The organism is Bacterioplanoides pacificum (genome assembly GCF_042648445.1).
GTDB lineage: Bacteria > Pseudomonadota > Gammaproteobacteria > Pseudomonadales > Oceanobacteraceae > Bacterioplanoides > Bacterioplanoides pacificum.
Genome location: NZ_JBHRYB010000025.1, coordinates 102,931 through 122,538, shown reverse-complemented (window position 1 = coordinate 122,538; position 19,608 = coordinate 102,931). Strand labels below are relative to the sequence as shown.

At 52.9% G+C, this 19,608-nt stretch carries 24 protein-coding genes and 1 other RNA gene; 14 read left to right on the top strand and 11 right to left on the bottom strand.

Annotated elements, in window-relative coordinates; all coding sequences use genetic code 11:
• Window positions 1–4 precede the first annotated feature (4 nt).
• The 4 genes from ACFOMG_RS17495 to ACFOMG_RS17480 form a co-directional block, all read right to left on the bottom strand.
• Window positions 5–601 carry a LemA family protein gene (locus ACFOMG_RS17495; RefSeq protein ID WP_376868572.1) on the bottom strand — a complete coding sequence of 199 codons (597 nt, stop codon included), beginning with the start codon at window positions 599–601 and terminating at the stop codon, window positions 5–7.
• 11 nt (window positions 602–612) lie between these two features.
• Window positions 613–933 carry a YdbL family protein gene (locus tag ACFOMG_RS17490; RefSeq protein WP_376868571.1) on the bottom strand — a complete coding sequence of 107 codons (321 nt, stop codon included), beginning with the start codon at window positions 931–933 and terminating at the stop codon, window positions 613–615.
• 21 nt (window positions 934–954) lie between these two features.
• Complete coding sequence (locus ACFOMG_RS17485) at window positions 955–1,143, bottom strand: YnbE family lipoprotein (RefSeq protein ID WP_376868569.1); 189 nt, start codon at window positions 1,141–1,143, stop codon at window positions 955–957.
• A gap of 239 nt (window positions 1,144–1,382) precedes the next feature.
• A complete protein-coding gene (locus tag ACFOMG_RS17480; protein ID WP_376868567.1) occupies window positions 1,383–2,495 on the bottom strand; it encodes a transglycosylase SLT domain-containing protein in 1,113 nt (370 codons plus the stop codon).
• 241 nt (window positions 2,496–2,736) lie between these two features.
• Between ACFOMG_RS17480 and ACFOMG_RS17475 the strand changes: the two genes are divergently transcribed.
• Window positions 2,737–3,138: a c-type cytochrome gene (locus ACFOMG_RS17475; protein WP_376868566.1), complete on the top strand. Its 402-nt coding sequence runs from the start codon at window positions 2,737–2,739 to the stop codon at window positions 3,136–3,138.
• 82 nt (window positions 3,139–3,220) lie between these two features.
• On the opposite strand, the gene ACFOMG_RS17470 is transcribed toward ACFOMG_RS17475, so the two are convergent.
• Both ACFOMG_RS17470 and ACFOMG_RS17465 read right to left on the bottom strand, forming a co-directional pair.
• Complete coding sequence (locus ACFOMG_RS17470) at window positions 3,221–4,159, bottom strand: homoserine kinase (protein WP_376868564.1); 939 nt, start codon at window positions 4,157–4,159, stop codon at window positions 3,221–3,223.
• 65 nt (window positions 4,160–4,224) lie between these two features.
• Window positions 4,225–4,509 (bottom strand): DUF2782 domain-containing protein, encoded by a 285-nt coding sequence (locus tag ACFOMG_RS17465; protein WP_376868562.1) that lies wholly within the window; start codon window positions 4,507–4,509, stop codon window positions 4,225–4,227.
• 101 nt (window positions 4,510–4,610) lie between these two features.
• Between ACFOMG_RS17465 and polA the strand changes: the two genes are divergently transcribed.
• From polA to ACFOMG_RS17420, 9 genes are all read left to right on the top strand, one after another.
• Entirely contained in the window at window positions 4,611–7,361 is a 2,751-nt protein-coding gene (gene polA, locus ACFOMG_RS17460; RefSeq protein WP_376868560.1) for a DNA polymerase I, read from the top strand.
• 170 nt (window positions 7,362–7,531) lie between these two features.
• Window positions 7,532–8,119 (top strand): YbjQ family protein, encoded by a 588-nt coding sequence (locus ACFOMG_RS17455; protein WP_376868558.1) that lies wholly within the window; start codon window positions 7,532–7,534, stop codon window positions 8,117–8,119.
• Window positions 8,116–9,150 carry a patatin-like phospholipase family protein gene (locus ACFOMG_RS17450; RefSeq protein ID WP_376868556.1) on the top strand — a complete coding sequence of 345 codons (1,035 nt, stop codon included), beginning with the start codon at window positions 8,116–8,118 and terminating at the stop codon, window positions 9,148–9,150. The genes ACFOMG_RS17455 and ACFOMG_RS17450 overlap by 4 nt, the downstream gene beginning before the upstream one ends.
• Window positions 9,151–9,189: 39 nt before the next feature.
• On the top strand, window positions 9,190–9,981 hold the full coding sequence (locus tag ACFOMG_RS17445; protein ID WP_376868700.1) for a sulfite exporter TauE/SafE family protein: 792 nt from the start codon (window positions 9,190–9,192) through the stop codon (window positions 9,979–9,981).
• A 77-nt stretch (window positions 9,982–10,058) separates the two neighbouring features.
• On the top strand, window positions 10,059–10,868 hold the full coding sequence (gene lgt / locus ACFOMG_RS17440; RefSeq protein ID WP_376868554.1) for a prolipoprotein diacylglyceryl transferase: 810 nt from the start codon (window positions 10,059–10,061) through the stop codon (window positions 10,866–10,868).
• 17 nt (window positions 10,869–10,885) lie between these two features.
• The gene (gene thyA, locus ACFOMG_RS17435; RefSeq protein WP_376868552.1) at window positions 10,886–11,680 is read left to right on the top strand and encodes a thymidylate synthase; all 795 of its coding nucleotides are present in this window, start codon (window positions 10,886–10,888) and stop codon (window positions 11,678–11,680) included.
• 117 nt (window positions 11,681–11,797) lie between these two features.
• Window positions 11,798–12,328: a dihydrofolate reductase gene (locus ACFOMG_RS17430; protein WP_376868550.1), complete on the top strand. Its 531-nt coding sequence runs from the start codon at window positions 11,798–11,800 to the stop codon at window positions 12,326–12,328.
• A 6-nt stretch (window positions 12,329–12,334) separates the two neighbouring features.
• The gene (locus ACFOMG_RS17425; protein ID WP_376868549.1) at window positions 12,335–13,339 is read left to right on the top strand and encodes an alpha/beta hydrolase; all 1,005 of its coding nucleotides are present in this window, start codon (window positions 12,335–12,337) and stop codon (window positions 13,337–13,339) included.
• 74 nt (window positions 13,340–13,413) lie between these two features.
• Window positions 13,414–13,863 carry an ester cyclase gene (locus ACFOMG_RS17420; RefSeq protein ID WP_376868548.1) on the top strand — a complete coding sequence of 150 codons (450 nt, stop codon included), beginning with the start codon at window positions 13,414–13,416 and terminating at the stop codon, window positions 13,861–13,863.
• 8 nt (window positions 13,864–13,871) lie between these two features.
• On the opposite strand, the gene ACFOMG_RS17415 is transcribed toward ACFOMG_RS17420, so the two are convergent.
• A complete protein-coding gene (locus ACFOMG_RS17415; RefSeq protein WP_376868546.1) occupies window positions 13,872–14,342 on the bottom strand; it encodes an EVE domain-containing protein in 471 nt (156 codons plus the stop codon).
• Between the two features lie 191 nt (window positions 14,343–14,533).
• On the opposite strand from ACFOMG_RS17415, the gene ACFOMG_RS17410 reads away from it, so the two are divergent.
• Window positions 14,534–14,659, top strand: a complete 126-nt coding sequence (locus tag ACFOMG_RS17410) for a hypothetical protein (RefSeq protein WP_376868544.1) — start codon at window positions 14,534–14,536, stop codon at window positions 14,657–14,659.
• Between the two features lie 26 nt (window positions 14,660–14,685).
• On the opposite strand, the gene ACFOMG_RS17405 is transcribed toward ACFOMG_RS17410, so the two are convergent.
• From ACFOMG_RS17405 to ACFOMG_RS17390, 4 genes are all read right to left on the bottom strand, one after another.
• Window positions 14,686–15,264: a 5-formyltetrahydrofolate cyclo-ligase gene (locus ACFOMG_RS17405; protein ID WP_376868543.1), complete on the bottom strand. Its 579-nt coding sequence runs from the start codon at window positions 15,262–15,264 to the stop codon at window positions 14,686–14,688.
• Between the two features lie 60 nt (window positions 15,265–15,324).
• A non-coding RNA gene (ssrS, locus tag ACFOMG_RS17400) (6S RNA) lies at window positions 15,325–15,503 on the bottom strand.
• A 110-nt stretch (window positions 15,504–15,613) separates the two neighbouring features.
• Window positions 15,614–15,925, bottom strand: a complete 312-nt coding sequence (locus ACFOMG_RS17395) for a cell division protein ZapA (protein ID WP_376868542.1) — start codon at window positions 15,923–15,925, stop codon at window positions 15,614–15,616.
• Window positions 15,918–16,130 carry a TIGR02449 family protein gene (locus tag ACFOMG_RS17390; RefSeq protein WP_376868540.1) on the bottom strand — a complete coding sequence of 71 codons (213 nt, stop codon included), beginning with the start codon at window positions 16,128–16,130 and terminating at the stop codon, window positions 15,918–15,920. The genes ACFOMG_RS17395 and ACFOMG_RS17390 overlap by 8 nt, the downstream gene beginning before the upstream one ends.
• A gap of 172 nt (window positions 16,131–16,302) precedes the next feature.
• Between ACFOMG_RS17390 and ACFOMG_RS17385 the strand changes: the two genes are divergently transcribed.
• The 3 genes from ACFOMG_RS17385 (at window position 16,303) to ubiH (ending at window position 19,591) form a co-directional block, all read left to right on the top strand.
• The gene (locus ACFOMG_RS17385) at window positions 16,303–16,866 is read left to right on the top strand and encodes a UPF0149 family protein (protein ID WP_376868539.1); all 564 of its coding nucleotides are present in this window, start codon (window positions 16,303–16,305) and stop codon (window positions 16,864–16,866) included.
• A 12-nt stretch (window positions 16,867–16,878) separates the two neighbouring features.
• Window positions 16,879–18,195, top strand: a complete 1,317-nt coding sequence (pepP, locus tag ACFOMG_RS17380; RefSeq protein WP_376868538.1) for a Xaa-Pro aminopeptidase — start codon at window positions 16,879–16,881, stop codon at window positions 18,193–18,195.
• A 163-nt stretch (window positions 18,196–18,358) separates the two neighbouring features.
• Window positions 18,359–19,591: a 2-octaprenyl-6-methoxyphenyl hydroxylase gene (gene ubiH, locus ACFOMG_RS17375; RefSeq protein ID WP_376868536.1), complete on the top strand. Its 1,233-nt coding sequence runs from the start codon at window positions 18,359–18,361 to the stop codon at window positions 19,589–19,591.
• The last annotated feature ends 17 nt before the right edge of the window (window positions 19,592–19,608 follow it).

Sequence of the window (19,608 nt, the reverse complement as noted above, 5' to 3'; positions counted from 1 at the left end):
GGATTCAGAAAGAAACTTTTGGTGCACTCTGAATCTGGGCACTGTCTTCAAACTGCAGCAGTTCCGCATCGGTTGCATGACCAAACAGGCCGGCAAACAGGACAGGCGGGAATGACTGGCGGTAGCTGTTATAAGCGGTCACTGCATCGTTAAACGCCTGGCGGGCAAACGCTACCTTGTTTTCGCTGCTGCTCAGCTCTTCGGATACCTGCATCATATTCTGATTGGCTTTCAGATCCGGGTAGGCTTCCATGGTGACGTTCAGGCGGCCCAGCGCCCCGGCCAGAGCACCTTCGGCACCGGCCAGTTGTTGCATGGCGCCAGCCGCGCCGGGATGTTCGGCAGCGGCTTTCAGGCCGGCGGCGGCTTCGTTACGGGCCGTCACCACGGCTTCCAGCGTTTCACTTTCGTGTTTCATATAGGCTTTAGCGGTTTCCACCAGGTTCGGGATCAGATCGTAGCGGCGCTTCAGCTGGACTTCGATCTGGGCAAAACCGTTTTCATAACGGTTTTTTAAAGCCACCAGTTTGTTGTAAATGCCAATGATCATAATAATCGCCAGAGCGACTACGACCAGTACCACGATGGTTGTTATATCCATTCAGATTCTCCTTATTGAACCCAGTTACCCGAAGCATCCTGATAAGCCTGACCGGCCGCTTTGGCTTTAGCAGTCAGTTTTTCACCGGCGATGGTTTCGATATTTTTCAGTTGAGTGTTTTGTTTGTTGGCGATGCTCTGATATTTCGCCCGGCGTTTGCGGTTGATATCACTGATCAGGGCAGCGGCCTCAGTATTGCTGCTGACGATCAGGCCGAGGTAGCCGTTATTCTTTTCGCCCACCAGTTTCTGGCTTTTGGCACTGTCCAGATCCAGTGCCCAGCTGCTGAGTGAAAACAGCAGTGCGGTGAAAAATACAGTCAGTTGTTTCATGCTTGTTTCCTTATGCTGTTATCAGAACAGGTCGTCTTCTGCTTCAAACAGGTTTTCCAGGTCCTTCTCAACCTTCACCCGAACTTCATGTTCGATTTTGACATTCAGGTTAATGGTGATGGGCTTTTCCGGTGCCGCGACTTTCAGAGTACAGGCGCCCAGTGGCGCCAGCAGTAGCACCAGCCACAGGCTTTTGATGAATGCTTTCATAGGCATTTCCTTGTCAATAACAGCTTTACTCTAACTATCCACAACTGCAATGCAAGCTACACTTGAGGATGGCGGAGTTTACTGGCTCAGAGATGAATAGTTTGTGAACTGGTTAGAGCTTAAGATAAATCGACTACTGATTTATTTATTACTTGTATCCGGAGCTCAGATTCAGGCTGCGGCCGTTATCAGTAGGTTATTGACCGTTTCCCAGGCTGTGAGCCGCAGCTGGAACCGCGTTAGGCCTGATACGCCGGCATCGCCTGAGTCACCTTATAAATATAATTGCGCGCTTCCTGGTATTTCAGGTGCTGACGCAGGTGGGCGTACACCTGTTTAGATGACATACGATTAATTTTTTTCGCCGCGTTATTTACTGAGGTGGTGCCGGAAAACGCCCGGGCAACGTTGCCGGCGCCGGTGTTGTAGGCGGCAATGGTACAATACAGACGGCTTTGTGGATCTTTGATGGCTTTCAGGTAGCGGCTGTTGAGCAGGTTCAGATAGGCGCAGCCCAGCTCGATATTCGTGGCCGGGTTAAACAGTTCCTTGCCGGATAACAAACGCTCCTTGCCATAGGCGTGTTTACTGGCATCACGACCGGCGCTGCCGGGTACAATCTGCATCAGACCAAAGGCGGGGATATGACTGCGCGCCATCGGGTTAAAGGACGATTCGGTTTGCATAATGGCGAGTACCAGTGCAACCGGCACCTGCCATTTGTGCGCTGCTTGCTTGACCACCGGCAGATAGCCGCGGGCCCGTTGTGGCAGGGCATCACTGTTGAGCGGGATGGTCACCGTAACGACCTCACCTTTGGCCGTTGTTTGCCGTTGTTGTTTGGCCTGTTGCAGCAGTTGGTTAATGCCGTTGGGGTCGATCTGGCTGACAGCCTGATGGCTGCCCGGGAGTTGCTGGCCGGTCGCCTGGTTCAGCACCGGGTCGCCATGGTAAGCCTGATCAATGGTGGCGGCGACGACCTTTTCAAATTCGGCACGAATGCGGGCATCGGTCAGCGCTGCGGCATCACTGGCGACAAAAGATAGCTGCACCTGATTGTTGCCGAAATCGACCACCCGGCGGGTTTTCAGATCGTTACTGTACTCTACCCAGTGGGTTTTATCCGACAGTTGAGGCTTGCTCCACACCCGGCTGAGCTGACGGCGATAGTTGCGGTAGGCGGCCAGGTAATTTTTGCGATAGCGCTGCCACTGCTGGCGCAGTTGTTGTACGCCCTGTTGTTGCTGGCGCTGATAGCGTTCAAATTCGGTTTCAGCGCGACTGCTCAGGCTGGTGACGCTGAGAAAAAGAGCCGATAACGGCAGATATTGCAGCAACTGACGGCGTTTCATGCGGTATTTCCCTGAAGGTGAGTCAACGGAGTGTAGCCTGCCAAGCTTAACCAGAGCTGTGTTCTGTCTCCAGTCATGGCGCTGAAATGACTGAAAATTTCCCCTCTCTTGAGTTCGATCAGGGGAAAACTCAGCGATCAGATTTTAAACCCCTACAAAATGCCGTTATAATCCCCCGCGATTTTAACCTTGTGATTAAAAAAATGGGTAAGTCGACATCGGCTTATAAGAGGACACTTCCGTGAAACAACTGAAAGCTCTGATTCTGGCAGCAGCTGCTCTGGTAGCGGCACAATCCTTCGCTAACACCGACGCACAGAACGATAAGATTCGTGACCGCATCAAGCCAGTTGGCGAAGTGTGTGTGGGTTCTGACTGTGGTGGTGCTCCGGTAGCCGCAGCCGGTCCACGCTCTGGTGAAGACGTTTACAATACCGCCTGTACTGCTTGTCATGGTGCCGGCATTCTGGGTGCGCCAAAAAATGGTGATGCTGCGGCGTGGGATGACCGTTTAGCCAAAGGTATGGACCAGACGCTTGCGAACGCGATTAACGGTATTAATGCAATGCCACCGAAAGGTAACTGCATGGATTGTTCTGACGACGAAATCCTGGCAGCGATCAAATTTATGTCTGGCCGTTAATAACGGACGGATAGTAAAAAAAACCGCTGTGGGCCTGGCTCACAGCGGTTTTTTTGTGGCTGACGGATGACCCGGCGCGGGATTACACCGGCTGCCGGTGTTTCTCCAGCTTGGTTTGATATTCCCCCGGGTCTTTGCTTAAGCCAGCTCCGAGACGCTGTTGTTTACGGCGAATCAGTAGCCGGCCAACCCACCAGCGCAGGGCAGCGGCACGTAATGCCTGGTTCCAGCAATCCCGTTCGGCCGGCGTCAGTGGCCGTACTGAGTTGTAACCGTCTAACAGTGCCTGTTGTTTGTCGCCCAGCCAGTTGCCGTGTTTGTCGCAACACCAGTCGTTGGCAACGATGGCGACATCAATCAGCAGCGTGCTGCTGCAGGCATGGTAGAGATCAAGAATGGCACCCACTTCCGCGTTGCCTGCAACAAACAGCGCGTTGTCATGGAACAAATCGCCATGAATCCAGCCGCTCGGCAGCGCCTGCCACTGATTCTGGTGGTCGCGTTGCCACTGAATTTCGTCCTGTAACAGGGTTTTTTCCACGCTGGATAAATCCCCGCCCAGATCCTGAAGGGTGGCCTCGGCCCAGTCCAGGCCATGGTCGTCCGGGCGTTGCTGGGCCAGTGTCTGCGCGGCCTGATGCAATTCTGCCAGAGCGGCACCAATGGCGTAGCAGTGAGCCTCGGTGGGCGTTTCAATGTGTTCACCCGGCAGTCGCCGGCATAGAATGGCGGGTTTGCCTTCCAGTGTGTGTAACCACTCACCCTGATTATCTTCCAGGGGTGCCGGCACCTGCAGTCCGGCTTTGCCCAGATGATGGGCCAGCAACACCAGCTCATGAACTTCCGGGTGGCGATGTTGTTCAAAGATGGTCAGTACAAACTCACCCTGGGAGGTGGTGACAAAAAAGTTGGTATTTTCCACACCGGCTTCAATGCCGCGGTAATTCAGCAGTTCGCCAAACGGGAAAGCCGCCACAAAGGTTTCCACCTGAGGCTGGCTGAGCGGGGTATAAACGGACATAAATTTCGCTTCGTCGTTAATCAGGCCCTTGTCCGGGGCAATTGGGTATCGCCGTTAGTGAGTGATTACCAGCGGAATATCACCCAGCTCGGCACCCGCATCTCCGGGTTATCTTTGCGCATAAAGTCGCCGTCTTCGCCGTGGGTCGGAATCAGGTAATAGGGTTTGCCGACTTTGGGCACCACTTTGATTTCACTGATTTTGCCGTTGCGGCGGAATTCGTAATAGGTGTTATCACCGTCGTTACGGATGGTCACTGTTTCGCCGGCCGGTTCAGCGGCCAGCGCAGGCAGAGAGCAGAAGGCAGCGGTGGAAATCAGGGCCAGAGCCAGTGTTTTTCTGATCGTCATGGTAGACTACTCGCATTCGTTTAATGCCAGTGTATCACGACCGCTTTCGTGCGTGTCACCGGCCCTCAGTCATACGCTCAGCCAAGGATTTGATTAATATCATGTCTCAGCCCGTTATTCTTGTTGATGGTTCTTCTTACCTGTTCCGAGCCTTTCACGCCATTCCTTTGCTGACCAATTCCCAAGGGTTGCATACCAACGCCATTAAAGGTGTGATCAGCATGATTAAACGACTGCAAAAAGATTACCCGCAGTCACAGCTGGTGGTGGTGTTTGATGCCAAAGGCAAAACCTTCCGCAACGATATGTACGCCGATTACAAAGCACACCGGCCACCGATGCCGGAAGAGCTGCGTGAACAGATTGAACCGATTCATAATATTATCCGCGCCATGGGATTGCCGCTGCTGATCATCGAAGGTGTGGAAGCAGATGATGTGATTGGCACGCTGGCGGCTCAGGCGACTGAACATCAACGCGATGTGATTATTTCCACCGGCGACAAAGATATGGCGCAGCTGGTAAACGAACATGTGTCGCTGATTAATACCATGACCGATACCTTTATGGATGTGGATGGTGTTACCGAAAAATTTGGTATTGGCCCGCAGTTAATTATCGATTATCTGGCTTTGATGGGAGACAAGGTCGATAACATTCCCGGTGTACCTAAAGTCGGTGAAAAAACTGCCGTGGGTTTGCTAGCCGGGCTGGGGAATCTGGAAACCATTTATGACAACCTGGATCAGGTTAAAACCCTCAGTTTCCGGGGCGCCAAAACCTTAGCGCCGCGCCTGGAAGAACATAAAGAACAGGCATTTTTATCCAAGCAGCTGGCAACCATTAAATGTGATGTTGAGTTGCAGCAGCATATTATTGATATCCAGTCTCAACCTGCCGATCAGGCACAATTACTGGAATATTTTAAGCAGCTGGAGTTTAAAGCCTGGATTGCCGAACTATCCGGTTCCGGGTCCGCCTCCTCAGCCAGCAGCGCTGCCGCCGTTGTGGCTGAAGACGATGACGAGTTACCGGAAAAACTGCAAGGTGACTATGAGGTTATTCTGGAACAGGCGCAATTAGAAAGCTGGCTGGAAAAATTAAAAGCCGCCGAGTTATTCGCCTTTGATACCGAAACGACGTCACTGAATTATAAAGACGCAAGCATTGTTGGTGTTTCTTTTGCGGTGGAGGCCGGTAAAGCCGCGTACCTGCCGTTAGCGCATGACTATGACGGTGCGCCAGCGCAGCTGGAGCGTGATGCCTGCCTGGCGTTATTAAAACCTTTGCTGGAAGATGAGCAGCAGAAAAAAGTTGGCCAGCATATGAAATACGATATGCACGTACTGGCCAATCACGGCATTCAGCTCAGAGGGGTAGCGTTTGATACTCAGCTGGAATCCTATGTGCTGAATTCGGTTGCAACGCGTCATGATATGGATAGCCTGGCACTGAAATACCTGGGCCATAAATGCATCAGTTTTGAAGAAGTTGCCGGCAAAGGTGCGAAGCAAAAAACCTTTAATCAGGTTGAGCTGGAGGTGGCAGCACCGTACGCGGCGGAGGATGCCGATATCACCCTGCGGTTGCACCAGGTGTTATGGAAAAAACTGCAGAAGTTTGATTCATTAACCGCGGTATTTCGCGATATTGAAATGGCAGCTATGCCGGTGTTATGCGCCATGGAAGAGTTTGGTGCATTAATTGATGCGGATTTATTGCATCAGCAAAGTGGCGAAATTGAACAGAAACTGCAACAGCTGGAACAGCAGGCCCATGATGTTGCGGGTGAAGTGTTTAACCTGGGATCACCCAAGCAGCTGGGCACTATCCTGTTCGAAAAACTGGAGTTGCCGGTACGCAAGAAAACCCCCAAAGGTGCGCCATCAACGGCCGAGGAGGTACTGGTTGAACTGGCCGAAGAGTTTGAGCTGCCACGGATTATTATTGAGCATCGCGGGCTGTCGAAACTAAAAAGTACCTATACCGACAAACTGCCACTGATGGTGAATAAAACATCTGGTCGGGTACATACTTCTTATCATCAGGCAGTGGCGGCGACCGGGCGGTTATCGTCAACTGATCCTAACTTACAGAATATTCCGATCCGCAGTGAAGAAGGGCGTCGTATTCGTCAGGCATTTATTGCGCCGCCGGGTTATAAACTGGTGGCGGCGGATTACAGCCAGGTGGAATTACGTATTATGGCGCACCTGTCGGATGATGAGGGATTATTAAAAGCTTTTAAAGAAGGACGTGATGTTCACCGGGCCACCGCCGCGGAAGTATTTTCCGTCAGCGAAGAGGAGGTCACGGATAATCAGCGCCGCAGTGCCAAAGCCATTAACTTTGGTCTGATTTATGGTATGTCCGCTTTTGGTCTGGCGAAACAGCTGGGTATTGGCCGCAGTGAAGCACAGGACTACGTTAACCTGTATTTCCAGCGTTATCCGGGGGTGCAGGAATATATGGATAACACCCGCGAAAGTGCCAAAGAAAAAGGCTATGTCGAAACCATTTTTGGTCGCCGTTTATACCTGCCGGATATTCGCGCCAAAAATGCACCGCGACGTCAGCATGCAGAACGTACTGCGATTAATGCTCCGATGCAGGGCAGTGCCGCCGATATTATTAAACGCGCTATGATTCAGGTGGCTGACTGGTTGCCGGGCTCCGGCTTTGATGCACGGATGTTAATGCAGGTACACGATGAATTAATTCTTGAAGTACGTGAAGACCAGGCCGAAGCCTTTGCGGTGGAGTTGCAACAAAAAATGCAAAATGCTGCCGAGCTCAAAGTCCCATTGTTAGTGGAAGCCGGGATTGGTGACAACTGGGATCAGGCGCATTGATGCGTTTTTCGCGGACAGGGTCCGCTCCTACACAGCTGACACTATTTTAAGATGCTGAAAAATAGTTTTATTTTGCGGACAGGACGCGCCCCTACAGAAAACAGCTTTTAGCCTGTGGGAGCGGACCCTGTCCGCGATTTTAATAGTCATATTTTGATAAGGAATATCGTGTGATCGAAAAAGTTGAATGCCCTAAATGTGGTTGTTTCAATAAAGTAACTGACAACTTTTGCTGGAAGTGCAAAAGACCTATTGATAGTGAAGACCTTGAGCGTCACAGGGAGAAGGTTAGCCGGGAGAAAGCCAAAAGAGATAATGAACTAAGAATTCAAGAGTCAGAGTTGCAGAATAGGCTGGAAATGGCTAAAGATAGCGGTGATTGGAGTTGTTTTTCTAAAGAAGAACTTTCTAAGATTTCCGAGTCAGTGATCCTGACAACATCATTCCAAATATCGAAAATGGATATTATTAAGGAGATAGAAATTATAACGTCAGAAGTTGTTTATGGCGTTAATGTATTTAAGGATGTAATGGTTCAGGTAAGGGATATATTTGGTGGGAAAAGTGAAACAATGAAAAAGGTTTTAAGAGACGCAAGAAAAGAAGTTCTTGAGCAACTTAAAATCGAAGCTTATTGTGCTGGTGCAAATGCTGTTATCTGTGTGGATTTAGACTACCAAGAAATTACAGGGTCGGGAAAAAACGGGCTTATGATGCTTGTTGCTTCTGGAACTGCTGTTGTTGCTTCACCTCAATGAAGAAATTAATTCTCTCTCTCGACGGTGGTGGTGCCCGTGCTGCAGCCACCACTGAATTTCTGTCTCTGATAGAACAGCAGCTGCAGCGTTCGGGTAAAACGCTGCGTGACGAAGTCGATTTTTTTGCCGGAACCAGTGCCGGTGGCACTATTGCTCTGGCATTGGCCTGCACAGATAAAAGCCTGGATGAAATTAATTATCTGCACGGTGAGGTGAATGCCGCGCGTTTGTTCCGGCATAACAGCCGCTGGCCATTTATGGGTGGTGTGTTGCGGCCCAAATATCAGCGTCAGGGCAAGCTTGAAGTGCTGACACAAATTTTTTCTGAGGCGCGTCTCGGTGATGTCGCTGATGAAAAAGAAGCATTGGTGGTTTCTTATGACGTTAAAGCCCGTACGCCGCTGGTGATTAAATCCACTGAGTCTGACCACCGGTCGTTATTGTGCACTCAGGTCGTTGATGCGACCTCGGCAGCTCCGACGTTCTTTCCTACTGCGGCAGTTAATATAAACACGACACAGCGCTGGTTAATTGATGGTGGTGTGGTGGCGAATAATCCCGCTTTGTGCGCCATTGCCGAAGCGCGCCGGCGCTACCAAACCTCGATTGATCAGATGCGGCTGCTGTCGATTGGCACCGGTCACCGCACCGCTGCGATTAATGGTAAAGCGTCGCAACGCTGGGGTGCTATTCAGTGGGCGCTTAAAGGTCAGATTATGAGTGTGCTGTCGGATGAGCGTATTGTTGCTTATCAGGCGCAAACCATTACCCGGCCGGGCAGTTATATCCGGGTCGATAGCGAATTAGCCACCCAGCCCGGCTTGCCGAATCCGCCGCAGCAGGCGATGGATTGTGTTACCCGGGATAATATTGCGCGCATCCGCGACATGGGAAAGTTCTGGTTTGATCAGTACGGTGAAGCGGTTGTTCAGTTGATTCTCAATCAATACCAGGGCCCATCATTGGGCCGGATTGATGCCCGGAGCGGCAGGCCGATGGTGTTGTCGGATGACGAAACTGGAGCCGGGTAAGGCTTTCAGGGCATAATGCCCGCCCCTGAAGCGCGTGTGATGATTATGACATTTTTATTGTTTCTGGCCGTCGGTGCGGTCGCGGGTTTGTTAGCCGGTTTATTTGGTATTGGTGGCGGTATGGTGATTGTGCCGGTACTGGTGCTGACCTTTGCTGCACAGGGCATCAGCGAAGCGGTGTTAACCCATATGGCGGTAGCAACGTCGCTGGCGACGATTGTGTTTACCTCCATCAGCTCGGTACGTGAGCATCACAAAAATGGCGCGGTGGACTGGTCATTGGTGGCCATGATGAGCGTGGGCATTATTGTCGGCACCGCGCTCGGTGTTTCTCTGATTACCAGTGTGCCCGGCCCGGTATTGCAAAAAATCATCGGTGTGTTTGCTTTATTAGTGGCAATTAAAATGTTTTTTGGCCTGGATCCGAAACGCGATGGCTCGCGCCCTGGGAACGCCGGCCTGGTTACGGCGGGTGGTGTGGTTGGTTTTGGCTCCTCCTGGTTTGGTATTGGCGGAGGCACCTTCACCGTGCCGTATTTAACCTGGATGCAGATCCCGATGCGCCAGGCGGTAGCGACGTCAGCCGCCTGTGGCTTACCGATCGCATTAACCGGCGCCATCAGTAATGTGTTTGCCGGCTGGGATCAGGCAGGGTTACCCCAGTGGACTACGGGTTTTTTATATTGGCCGGCGATTGTGGGCATTGTGTTAACCAGTGTGCCCTGTGCCAAAGTGGGTGCCCGGCTGGCTCATAAGCTTGACCAAAAATTACTGAAAAAAGCCTTCGCGCTGTTATTGGTTGTGGTTGGATTGCGCTTCTTATTGTCCTGATCCGGTTTCTCTGATTCATAAAATTGCCGGATTTGGCCGTCATACTGACCACCAGATCCCGCTGCAAGGATGTTGTTATGCTGACTTACCCTGAAATTGACCCGGTTGCTATCGCCATCGGGCCGCTGAAAATCCATTGGTATGGCCTGATGTATCTGCTGGCCTTTGGTACCAGCTGGTGGCTGGCGAATTTGCGCGCCAAGCGGCCGGAGTCCGGCTGGACGCCGCAACAGGTGTCTGACCTGATTTTTTTCGGCGCCATGGGGGTTATTCTGGGTGGCCGCTGTGGTTATGTGTTGTTTTATAACTTCCCGCAGTTTCTGGAAGATCCGTTGTGGTTATTGCGGGTGTGGGAAGGTGGTATGTCGTTCCACGGCGGACTGTTGGGCGTATTACTGGCACTGGCCTGGTTCGGCCATAAATACAAAAAGAATTTCTTTGATGTTGGTGATTTTGTTGCGCCGTTTGTACCGCTGGGGCTGATGTTTGGCCGTATCGGTAACTTTATTGGCGGTGAACTGTGGGGCCGGATAGCCGATCCGCAATCAGTGCCCTGGGCGATGGTATTTCCGCGTGCCGGCGATTTACCGCGCCATCCGTCACAGTTGTACCAGGCGGCGCTGGAAGGCTTTTTACTGTTCGTTATTTTGTGGTGGTTTTCCAGTAAGCCACGGCCGCAGAAGGCCGTTGGCGCCGCTTTTCTGATAGGATATGGCCTGTTCCGCAGCATTGCTGAATTCTTCCGCGAACCCGATGCCCACATCGGCTTTGATCTGTTTGGCTGGATGAGCCGCGGGCAGTTATTGAGCCTGCCGATGATTGTTATCGGCATCGCTTTTATGGTCTGGGCTTATCGCGGTGCTAACAACCCGGCCAAAACCGCTTAATCGACTGAGAGTACACCATGAAACAATATCTGGATCTGATGCGTCATGTACGCGAAAACGGCACCTTCAAAGAGGATCGTACCGGTACCGGCACGTACAGCTGTTTTGGCTACCAGATGCGTTTTGATCTCAGTGAAGGTTTCCCGCTGGTGACCACCAAAAAGCTGCATCTGCGCTCCATTATTCACGAGTTGCTGTGGTTTTTAAGTGGTGATACCAATATCCGTTATCTGAAAGAGAACGGCGTTTCCATCTGGGATGAATGGGCCGATGAAGAGGGTAACCTGGGCCCGGTGTACGGTTCGCAGTGGCGCTCCTGGCCAACCCCGGATGGTGGTCATATCGATCAGATCAGCCAGGTGGTGGAGCAGATTAACAACAACCCGGATTCGCGCCGTTTAATCGTCAGTGCCTGGAATGTGGCCGAAGTGAACAATATGGCGCTGCCGCCGTGTCATGCGTTTTTCCAGTTCTACGTTGCCGATGGCAAGCTGTCCTGTCAGTTGTATCAGCGCAGTGCCGATATTTTCCTCGGTGTGCCGTTTAATATCGCCAGCTATGCGCTGCTGGTACATATGGTGGCGCAGCAGTGTGATTTAGAGGTAGGAGATTTTGTCTGGACCGGTGGTGATGTACATCTGTACGCCAACCATCTGGAACAAACCGATCTGCAACTGAGCCGTGAACCGCTGCCATTGGCGCAGCTGAAAATCGGCCGTAAGCCGGACTCTATCTTCGATTACACATTCGATGATTTTGAAATCGTGGGTTATGAGTCGCACCCACATATCAAAGCGCCGGTGGCGGTGTAACGCCGCCGATCCGCCCCCGGATGACACGGATAACAGCGCACTGGTGTTATCCGTGAGTTACATTTCCGTCGTCTGCTCGTTATCATCTGCTTTTTGTTCAACCAAGCGGATAATCCTGTGAAGCTCTCCCTGATCGTTGCGCTGGCCGAAAATCGTGTGATCGGCCGCGATAATAAACTGCCCTGGTATCTGCCCAATGATCTGAAATATTTTAAACAGGTCACGCTGGGCAAGCCGGTGATCATGGGCCGTAAAACCTACGAGAGTATCGGCCGGCCACTGCCCGGGCGCAGTAATATCATCATCACCCGGCAGCCGGACTATCAGCCGCCGGCTGCCAACGACAGTGTGAAAGTGGTGTCCAGCCTGGAAGCCGCGCGTGAGCTGGCAGAGCATATTTGCCTGATCGACGGTCAGCAGGAGGCTATGATTATTGGCGGGGCGGAAATTTATAGCCTGGCGTTAGCGCTGGTGGATCGTATGTATCTTACCGAGGTACACGCCGTCGTTGACGGTGATGCCCGCTTCCCGGAATTCGACCGCGACGCCTGGAAGAAGGTGGCGGGAGAAGATTTTGCCGCCACAGGCCCGAATCCTTATGCCTACAGTTTTAACGTGTATGAACCTGTTAGCGCGATGGCGGATTAAACCGTTATGAACTTATCGTTTGCCTGGAGAGACGTGGTGGATGTCGAGCAATCCGACAGCGGCTGGAGCCGGGAATCCCTGATTGAGGAAATCCCGGAGCTGCAGTGGCAGGCACCCGGCCTGGCCGAAAGCGAGCAATGGCAGGCCTATCGGCGTCACTACCAGCTCGATTTTGACGGTCTGGCGCAGGTCAGCCATTTTGCCGGTATGTTACACACTCAGGTGTATGACATTGCCGTGCAGTTGTGGCGTCAGCCCGGGGCCCGTGGCACGGCGCTGATTGTGCATGGCTATTACGATCACACGGGTATTTATGGCTCACTGATTGAGTTTTGTCTGCGTCAGCAGCTGGACGTGGTCATTTTTGATTTACCCGGCCATGGTTTGTCATCCGGCGAGCGGGCTGCGATCGACAGTTTTCAGCAATATGACGAAATATTCAGCCTGGTGTTGCAGCAGGTACAGGCACACTTAATTGCCCCGCTGTATCTGTTTGGCCAGAGTACCGGCGGCGCGATCGCCATCAATTATCTGCTTAAGCGTCAGCTGACTCAGGCGCAGTCGCCATTTCAGGCGGTGACGTTATTTGCACCGCTGGTGCGGCCGAAAGGCTGGCGCCGCGGTCGCCTGTTACACAGCATTCTCAGCCTGGTCCTGCGGCGGGTGAAACGTGAGTTTAATCCCAACTCCGCTGACGCCCGCTTCCTGAAATTTATTGCCGAACAGGACCCGTTGCAGCCGCGTCATCTGAGTGTGCGCTGGGTTGGTGCATTGCGTCAGTGGATTCCCTACATCGAAGCACGGCCGACGTGTGAAGTGGCCCTCAATATCATACAGGGGGACGCAGACAACACCGTGGACTGGTGTCATAATCTGTCCATCCTGTCGCAAAAGTTCCCCCATCGGCAGGTGTTGATGTTGCCTGGCGGGCAACACCATCTGGTGAACGAATCGGTGCAGAACCGCGCCCGTATTTATCAGCAGGTGGCGGACTGGCTGAATCTGGGCTGATTCGGTAAACAGATGTACAGGGAAGCGACCGGGAAGGTCGCTGTTAACACGGAAGTTGAAAGCAGAGGAATCCCATGGAAGAACGAAGCAACAATAATAAAAAACTGATTCGCCAATTTATCGAACTGACCTGGAATCAGAAACGTTTTAATCTCGCACGCTCGTTAGCGGCACCGGAATTTACTTACCATGCCAGCATGATCGATAAACCGATGACGCTGCAGAATATGGGGGTGGTGGTGCAGACCATTCAGGACGCTTTTGACGATTTCACGATTGCGGTGGATGAGCTGGTGGCGGAAGGCAATCAGGTGGTCAGTCAGTCCACTTTCAGTGGCACGCTGGTAAAGCCGCTGATGGGGTTTGAACCCACCGATAGAATGATTGCACTGAACGCGGTGACCTTCTGGAAGATACGACAGGGGGTAATTCAGTCGGGCCACTCGTTATTGGATACGGCCGATCTGATGCATCAGGCACAAACCATTCAGGACGGTGAGCGGCAACAGTATATGGCGCTTTAGCCGCCATTTCAGTGGCTGCTGTTGTGTGCCAGTTGCAGAATAAACTGCCACTGCTGCGGGCTTACCGGCTGCACCGATAAGCGGCCATTGTTCAGCAATACCATATCCTGCAGTTCCGGCTGCTGTTTCAGCTCTTTTAAGGAAACCGCTCGCGGCAATGGCGCATCCGCTGCAACTTCAACGGTTATCCAGCGAGGCTGTTCGGCGCTGGATTTAGGATCGTAATAGCGCGATTGCGGGTCAAGGCTGGTTGGGTCGGTAATACCGGTGCGGGTTATGCGGCACAACGCCACAACCGCCGGAACTTTGCAGCTGGAATGGTAAAAAAATGCCAGATCTCCAACCTGCATCTCATTTTTCAGCAGCTTTGCCGCTTGATAATTACGTACTCCGTCCCATAATGTGCGCTGATTCGGCGCGCTTTCGAGATCAGAATAACTATAAGCGTCGGGCTCGGATTTAAGTAACCAGTATTTCATAAGCTTGTTGCAGTTAGAGGCAGAGTGGTCTGACATTTGCTGACGAATTATCGCTCAGCTTTCACAGAGTATCATCGTACTGTCACTACGACGACTAAGAATATTGGCCGGGGTGTTATGTGGCCCCGGATAAATAATAAACCGCATGGCAAATAACGATCATGCACCGGGCATTAAACTGGGGAGTAAAAATGAAGAAGCCGGATGTATTAGTCCTGTTGGCAATGGTGGTGGCATTGGGGGCCGCGATCACAGGCATGACCGCAGAAGAAAAACGTTCTGCCAGCGTCATCGCTTCAGAAAGCAGTATCCGCTGACCTCGTCAGCGTTATTCCAGTCTTAATCAGAACTGTCGGAACCGGCCATTGGTAGCGATGGCATGCAGTGGGATATCCCATGCTTCTGCCGGCAGTTGTGGCACCTGCTGAAACTCATAAGCACAGCCAATCAGATCCGGTTTTTGTCCGCTCTGGTGACTGAATGCCAGGCTGCGGTCGTAATAGCCGCCACCCATGCCCAGGCGGTTGCCCTGTTCATCAAACGCCACCAGTGGCAGGCAAATCACGCTGATAAAGCGCGGGTTGACCCGCTGGCCATGGCGAAAGTCCGGTTCGCTGATGCCATAACGGTTGCGGCGCATTACGGTGTTTTTATGCAACCGGACAAAACTCAGCTGGCCGCTTTTCAGCGGGTGTAATACCGGCAGCAGTACCTGTTTGCCGCGTTGTTGCAGATCGTCGATCACAAACTGCGGATCGATTTCACCGTCGTTGGCGAGGTACAGGGCGACCCGCCGGGCTGCCAGAAAACGACTCGACTGATGTAACTGACAGAGCAGCTGGCGGGCCGCCCGGCGACGCTCAGCCAGCGGTAAGCGGCGACGCTTGTTACGGATCAGTTTGCGAAGGTCGGATTTATTCATGGTGATGGTGGCTCAGCGAGTTCTGAGAGAGGTAGCAGCTGATAACAGGAAAAAGAAACAGGGCTCCCCACTGTGCCGCTGTCATAAATAAAGGCCTTGAACCCTGTGGTCCAAGGTGGCAGGCCAGACACTGAATCAGGCTTTCCGTCGAGCGGACATGCACACATCAGCGAATGAACCTTCCATAATAAAAAGCATCGGCTCAGGTCTTTATTGACTGGCTAACACCCCAGGGAGCGACGCCAGTATAACAAAAGCAACAGCGCTTGAGATCCGTCCGCAGGGCGAAAAAACACTAAAAAATAAGGCTTTTTTGACTTGACCCGGAAAAAATTATGAGAAAGGCAGGTTACAGTTCCAGCTGAGATTCTTTATCCAGTGCGTCATCAATCAACTGATGGATTTTATCCAGTCGCTCGTAACGGCCCTGATGATCCTGCTGCAATTCCAGCAGCTGGTGGGCGATGTTCAGTGCGGCAATTACTGCGATGCGGTCGGTGCCCAGCACTTTCCCGGCCGTGGAGCTGGCGTTTTTGATTTCCACCATCTTTTCATTCAGATAGCGGGCGGCATTGCGCAGTTCAACCTCGGCACCATCGGGACAATTGACGCGGTAATCGCGGTCGAGGATGGTCAGTTCCAGGGTTTTCGCTTTAGCCACTGTTGCGCTCCAGGGTTTGCAGGCGGTTGATCATTTCGTTGACTTTACGACGGGCAATTTCGTTTTGCTGCATCAGTTTGGCACGCTCCGCCTGCCAGTCGGCTTCGGCGGCGCGCATAGCCTGATTCTGGGCGCGCAATTGTTCGTGCACCTGCAGCAGCTTTTCGATTTTTTGTTGCAAATGTTGCAGTTGTAAATCTTGCATCGTGTTCGTCAGAAGTCCGGTTCAGCGCTCTACTATAAGAGGCGGCAGCTAAGCAGGTCAATTCTGGCTGGCAAATGGTGGTTTGCCACGCGGGCGGATAAATAAATGCGCCAGAGCCGAGCATCGCTGCTGGCGGCAATGTTAGAATGAGGCGTTTTTCCGAGAGATGCTTATGAATATCGATTTTTCAGAAATGGCCGACCTGTGGCTGGAGTCCCGTTGTTACCAGACGCCGTCGGCCTTACACGGCTGGCTGACCGGTTATTTGTGTGGTGGTGCGCGGTTAACCACCGAAAACTGGTTACGCGAAGCGGAAGATTATCTGGAGCTGGATGAGGCACCACAGGACAAACTGAAGGTCGCATTAGTGGACTTCTATCAGCAGCTGCTCACTGGTCTGAGTGGTGAAGACATGAGTTATCAGCCGTTGCTGCCACCGGATGATGAAGCCGATGTGGTCGAACAGGTCGATTGCCTGGCGCAGTGGAGCAAAGGTTTTCTCGATGGCATTGGTGCGTCGGGTAAATTACAGGGCAATAAGCTGCCGGACGATGTGATGGAAGTGTTGCGCGATCTGGATGCGTTTTCCAACGCCACCATCGAAGATCCGAAGGACCCGGAAAACGAAACCCTGTATATGGAACTGGCAGAACATGCCCGCGTTGCGGCGCTGACGGTGTTTTATGGTATGAATCAGAAACCCGCCGCTGAAAACTCACCCAAAACCCTGCACTGAGGTCGAGCCGAGATGTCTGTAACACTGGAACCACAGGAATACGCCCGCCGCCGACAGCAACTGATGGCGGCGATGAGCCCGAATTCAATTGCGATTATTCCGTCTGCGCCGCTGACGACCCGTAACCGGGACGTCGAACATCCGTTTCGTCAGGACAGCGATTTTTATTACCTCAGTGGCTTCAGCGAAGAACATGCGGTGCTGGTGTTGTTACCCGGGCGCGAACACGGCGAATATGTGCTGTTCTGCCAGGAAAAAATTAAAGAACAGGAAATCTGGACCGGCCGTCGTGTCGGCCCGGAAGCTGCTCCTGAAGTACTGGGAGCGGATGATGCCTTCCCGGTAACGGATATCGACGACATTCTGCCGGGTTTGTTAGAAGGCAAAGATCGTATTTATGCCTGCCTCGGGGTGCGCCAGGACTTCGATCATCAGCTGATGATGTGGGTTAATCATATCAAAACTCAGGTGCGCAACGGTGCTACGCCACCGCGCGAATTCTGCGCTCTGGATCATCTGCTGCACGAAATGCGGTTGGTGAAATCCGACGCTGAACTGACGGTGATGCGTGAAGCAGCCATCATCAGTGCCGATGCGCACAAACGCGCGATGACGATGGTGAAGCCCGGCATGATGGAATATCAGCTGGAGGCGGAAATCCTGCGTACCTTTATGGACGCCGGCAGTCGCTGGCCTGCTTACCCGTCCATCGTTGGCAGCGGCGAGAATGGCTGCATTCTGCATTACACCCAGAACAACGCAGTGATTAAAGACGGCGATCTGATCCTGATCGATGCCGGTTGTGAGCTGGATTATTACGCCGCCGATATCACCCGTACTTTCCCGGCCAACGGCAAATTCAGCGAGCCACAAAAAGCTCTGTACCAGCTGGTACTGGATGCGCAGCTGGCCGCTATTGAGCAGGTAAAGCCGGGAAATCACTGGAACCAGCCACATGAAGCGGCGGTTAAGGTACTGGTGGATGGTTTATTAGCACTGGGCCTGATGCAAGGTGATGCCGCCGAGATCATCGAACAGGAAAGCTATCGTCAGTTCTATATGCATAAAACCGGTCACTGGCTGGGGATGGATGTACATGATGTCGGTGAATACCGCGTTGATGGCGAATGGCGGGTGCTGGAGCCGGGTATGGTGTTAACCATTGAGCCGGGTTTATACATCAGTCCGGATGATGAGTCCGTTGATGAGCAATGGCGTGGAATCGGTATCCGCATTGAGGACGATGTGGCGGTCACCGCTGACGGCTGTGAGGTGCTCACCGTCGACGTGCCGAAAGCCATTGATGCCATTGAAGATCTGATGGCCTGAGTATTCTCGGTCTGTGTTGGAAGGTGATGCCGGGTATTTGCTGACGACCGTCTGCCGCAGGGATGCGGCAGTCGAGCGTACATGGATGTATTCACCGCGTGTCGGGAGCGAATACCCGGCATTATCTTCCGCTGCCGAATGACGACAATAACTGGATCTACCGATGACTAGCGAACACAACGTTGATATTGCCATTCTGGGGGCGGGCATGGCGGGCGCCAGCCTGATTCATTTGCTGCGTCCGGCGCGTGAGCAGGGTTTAACCGTCGCGCTGATTGATCGCCAGCCGTTAACAGAAGAGCAGTGGAGCACGGATATCAGCCAGCGCCCGCCCAGCTTTGATGGCCGCGCCACGGCCTTATCCTACGGTACTCAGCAGTTATTCGAAAAACTGGGACTGTGGCCCGCTATGGCGCCGGCCGCGTGTGCGATTGAACATATTCAGGTGTCCGATCAGGGCCGTTTTGGCCAGGCTCATTTACACGCGGCAGAGCAAAATACCGCAGCACTGGGTTATGTGATTGAAAATGGCGCTCTGGGTCAGGGCTTACTGGCCAACATAGAGCAGCTGGACAATGTGGAACTGTTTGCTCCCGCTGAAGCTGATAACGTCCAGATGAATGCCGAAGGCGCTGAACTAACCTTCACCGATGGTCGCAAGTTGCAAACTCAGTTGCTGGTGATGGCCGACGGTGGTCGTTCGCCACTGGCTGCTCAGCTGGGCATCCGCCACTCACGTCAGCCATATGGCAGTCATGCGCTGGTGACTCAGGTGGAATGTGATCAGCCGCATAATCACTGGGCCTATGAACGTTTCAGCCGTGCCGGCCCAATCGCCTTGTTGCCGTTACAGCAGCGTTGTTTCGCGCTGGTCTGGACGCTGGCGGATGACCAGATTGATGAGGTCCGGGCGTTAGCGGATGACGTTTTTCTGCAGCGCCTGCAACAACAGATCGGCATGCGGCTGGGCAAATTTATCCGGGTTGGAGAGCGTCTGAGTTATCCGCTGGCGCTGCTGCAAAGCAAAGAACAGGTGCGTCGTTCGCTGGTGTTGCTCGGCAATGCCGCCCACAGTCTGCACCCGGTTGCCGGCCAGGGCTTTAACCTGGCATTGCGTGACGCCGCGGTGCTGGCCGAACATCTGAACCGTGCATACCGCCGCGGTCAGAATCTGGGAGATCTGGCGCTGTTGCAGGGCTATGTGCAACAGCAACAAACCGATCAGCGGAATACCATTGTTGCCAGTGATGCCTTACCGAAGTTATTTGCCAGCCAGAACTCGGCGCTGGCGTTTGTCCGGGATGCCGGTTTGTCAGGCCTGGCGGCGGCGCCCACCGCACGCAAGCTGTTTGCCCGGCACGCCATGGGACTGGGCCAGCGCGCTGCCAGGGTCTGATGCCATATGACGCGCCA

Bases quoted from the DNA above. Each gene is read 5' to 3' on its own strand.
- ACFOMG_RS17495 (WP_376868572.1), bottom strand. From the start codon at position 601: ATGGATATAACAACCATCGTGGTACTGGTCGTAGTCGCTCTGGCGATT.
- ACFOMG_RS17490 (WP_376868571.1), bottom strand. From the start codon at position 933: ATGAAACAACTGACTGTATTTTTCACCGCACTGCTGTTTTCACTCAGC.
- ACFOMG_RS17485 (WP_376868569.1), bottom strand. From the start codon at position 1,143: ATGAAAGCATTCATCAAAAGCCTGTGGCTGGTGCTACTGCTGGCGCCA.
- ACFOMG_RS17480 (WP_376868567.1), bottom strand. From the start codon at position 2,495: ATGAAACGCCGTCAGTTGCTGCAATATCTGCCGTTATCGGCTCTTTTT.
- ACFOMG_RS17470 (WP_376868564.1), bottom strand. From the start codon at position 4,159: ATGTCCGTTTATACCCCGCTCAGCCAGCCTCAGGTGGAAACCTTTGTG.
- ACFOMG_RS17465 (WP_376868562.1), bottom strand. From the start codon at position 4,509: ATGACGATCAGAAAAACACTGGCTCTGGCCCTGATTTCCACCGCTGCC.
- polA (WP_376868560.1), top strand. From the start codon at position 4,611: ATGTCTCAGCCCGTTATTCTTGTTGATGGTTCTTCTTACCTGTTCCGA.
- ACFOMG_RS17450 (WP_376868556.1), top strand. From the start codon at position 8,116: ATGAAGAAATTAATTCTCTCTCTCGACGGTGGTGGTGCCCGTGCTGCA.
- ACFOMG_RS17445 (WP_376868700.1), top strand. From the start codon at position 9,190: ATGATTATGACATTTTTATTGTTTCTGGCCGTCGGTGCGGTCGCGGGT.
- lgt (WP_376868554.1), top strand. From the start codon at position 10,059: ATGCTGACTTACCCTGAAATTGACCCGGTTGCTATCGCCATCGGGCCG.
- thyA (WP_376868552.1), top strand. From the start codon at position 10,886: ATGAAACAATATCTGGATCTGATGCGTCATGTACGCGAAAACGGCACC.
- ACFOMG_RS17425 (WP_376868549.1), top strand. From the start codon at position 12,335: ATGAACTTATCGTTTGCCTGGAGAGACGTGGTGGATGTCGAGCAATCC.
- ACFOMG_RS17420 (WP_376868548.1), top strand. From the start codon at position 13,414: ATGGAAGAACGAAGCAACAATAATAAAAAACTGATTCGCCAATTTATC.
- ACFOMG_RS17415 (WP_376868546.1), bottom strand. From the start codon at position 14,342: ATGAAATACTGGTTACTTAAATCCGAGCCCGACGCTTATAGTTATTCT.
- ACFOMG_RS17410 (WP_376868544.1), top strand. From the start codon at position 14,534: ATGAAGAAGCCGGATGTATTAGTCCTGTTGGCAATGGTGGTGGCATTG.
- ACFOMG_RS17405 (WP_376868543.1), bottom strand. From the start codon at position 15,264: ATGAATAAATCCGACCTTCGCAAACTGATCCGTAACAAGCGTCGCCGC.
- ACFOMG_RS17390 (WP_376868540.1), bottom strand. From the start codon at position 16,130: ATGCAAGATTTACAACTGCAACATTTGCAACAAAAAATCGAAAAGCTG.
- ACFOMG_RS17385 (WP_376868539.1), top strand. From the start codon at position 16,303: ATGAATATCGATTTTTCAGAAATGGCCGACCTGTGGCTGGAGTCCCGT.
- pepP (WP_376868538.1), top strand. From the start codon at position 16,879: ATGTCTGTAACACTGGAACCACAGGAATACGCCCGCCGCCGACAGCAA.
- ubiH (WP_376868536.1), top strand. From the start codon at position 18,359: ATGACTAGCGAACACAACGTTGATATTGCCATTCTGGGGGCGGGCATG.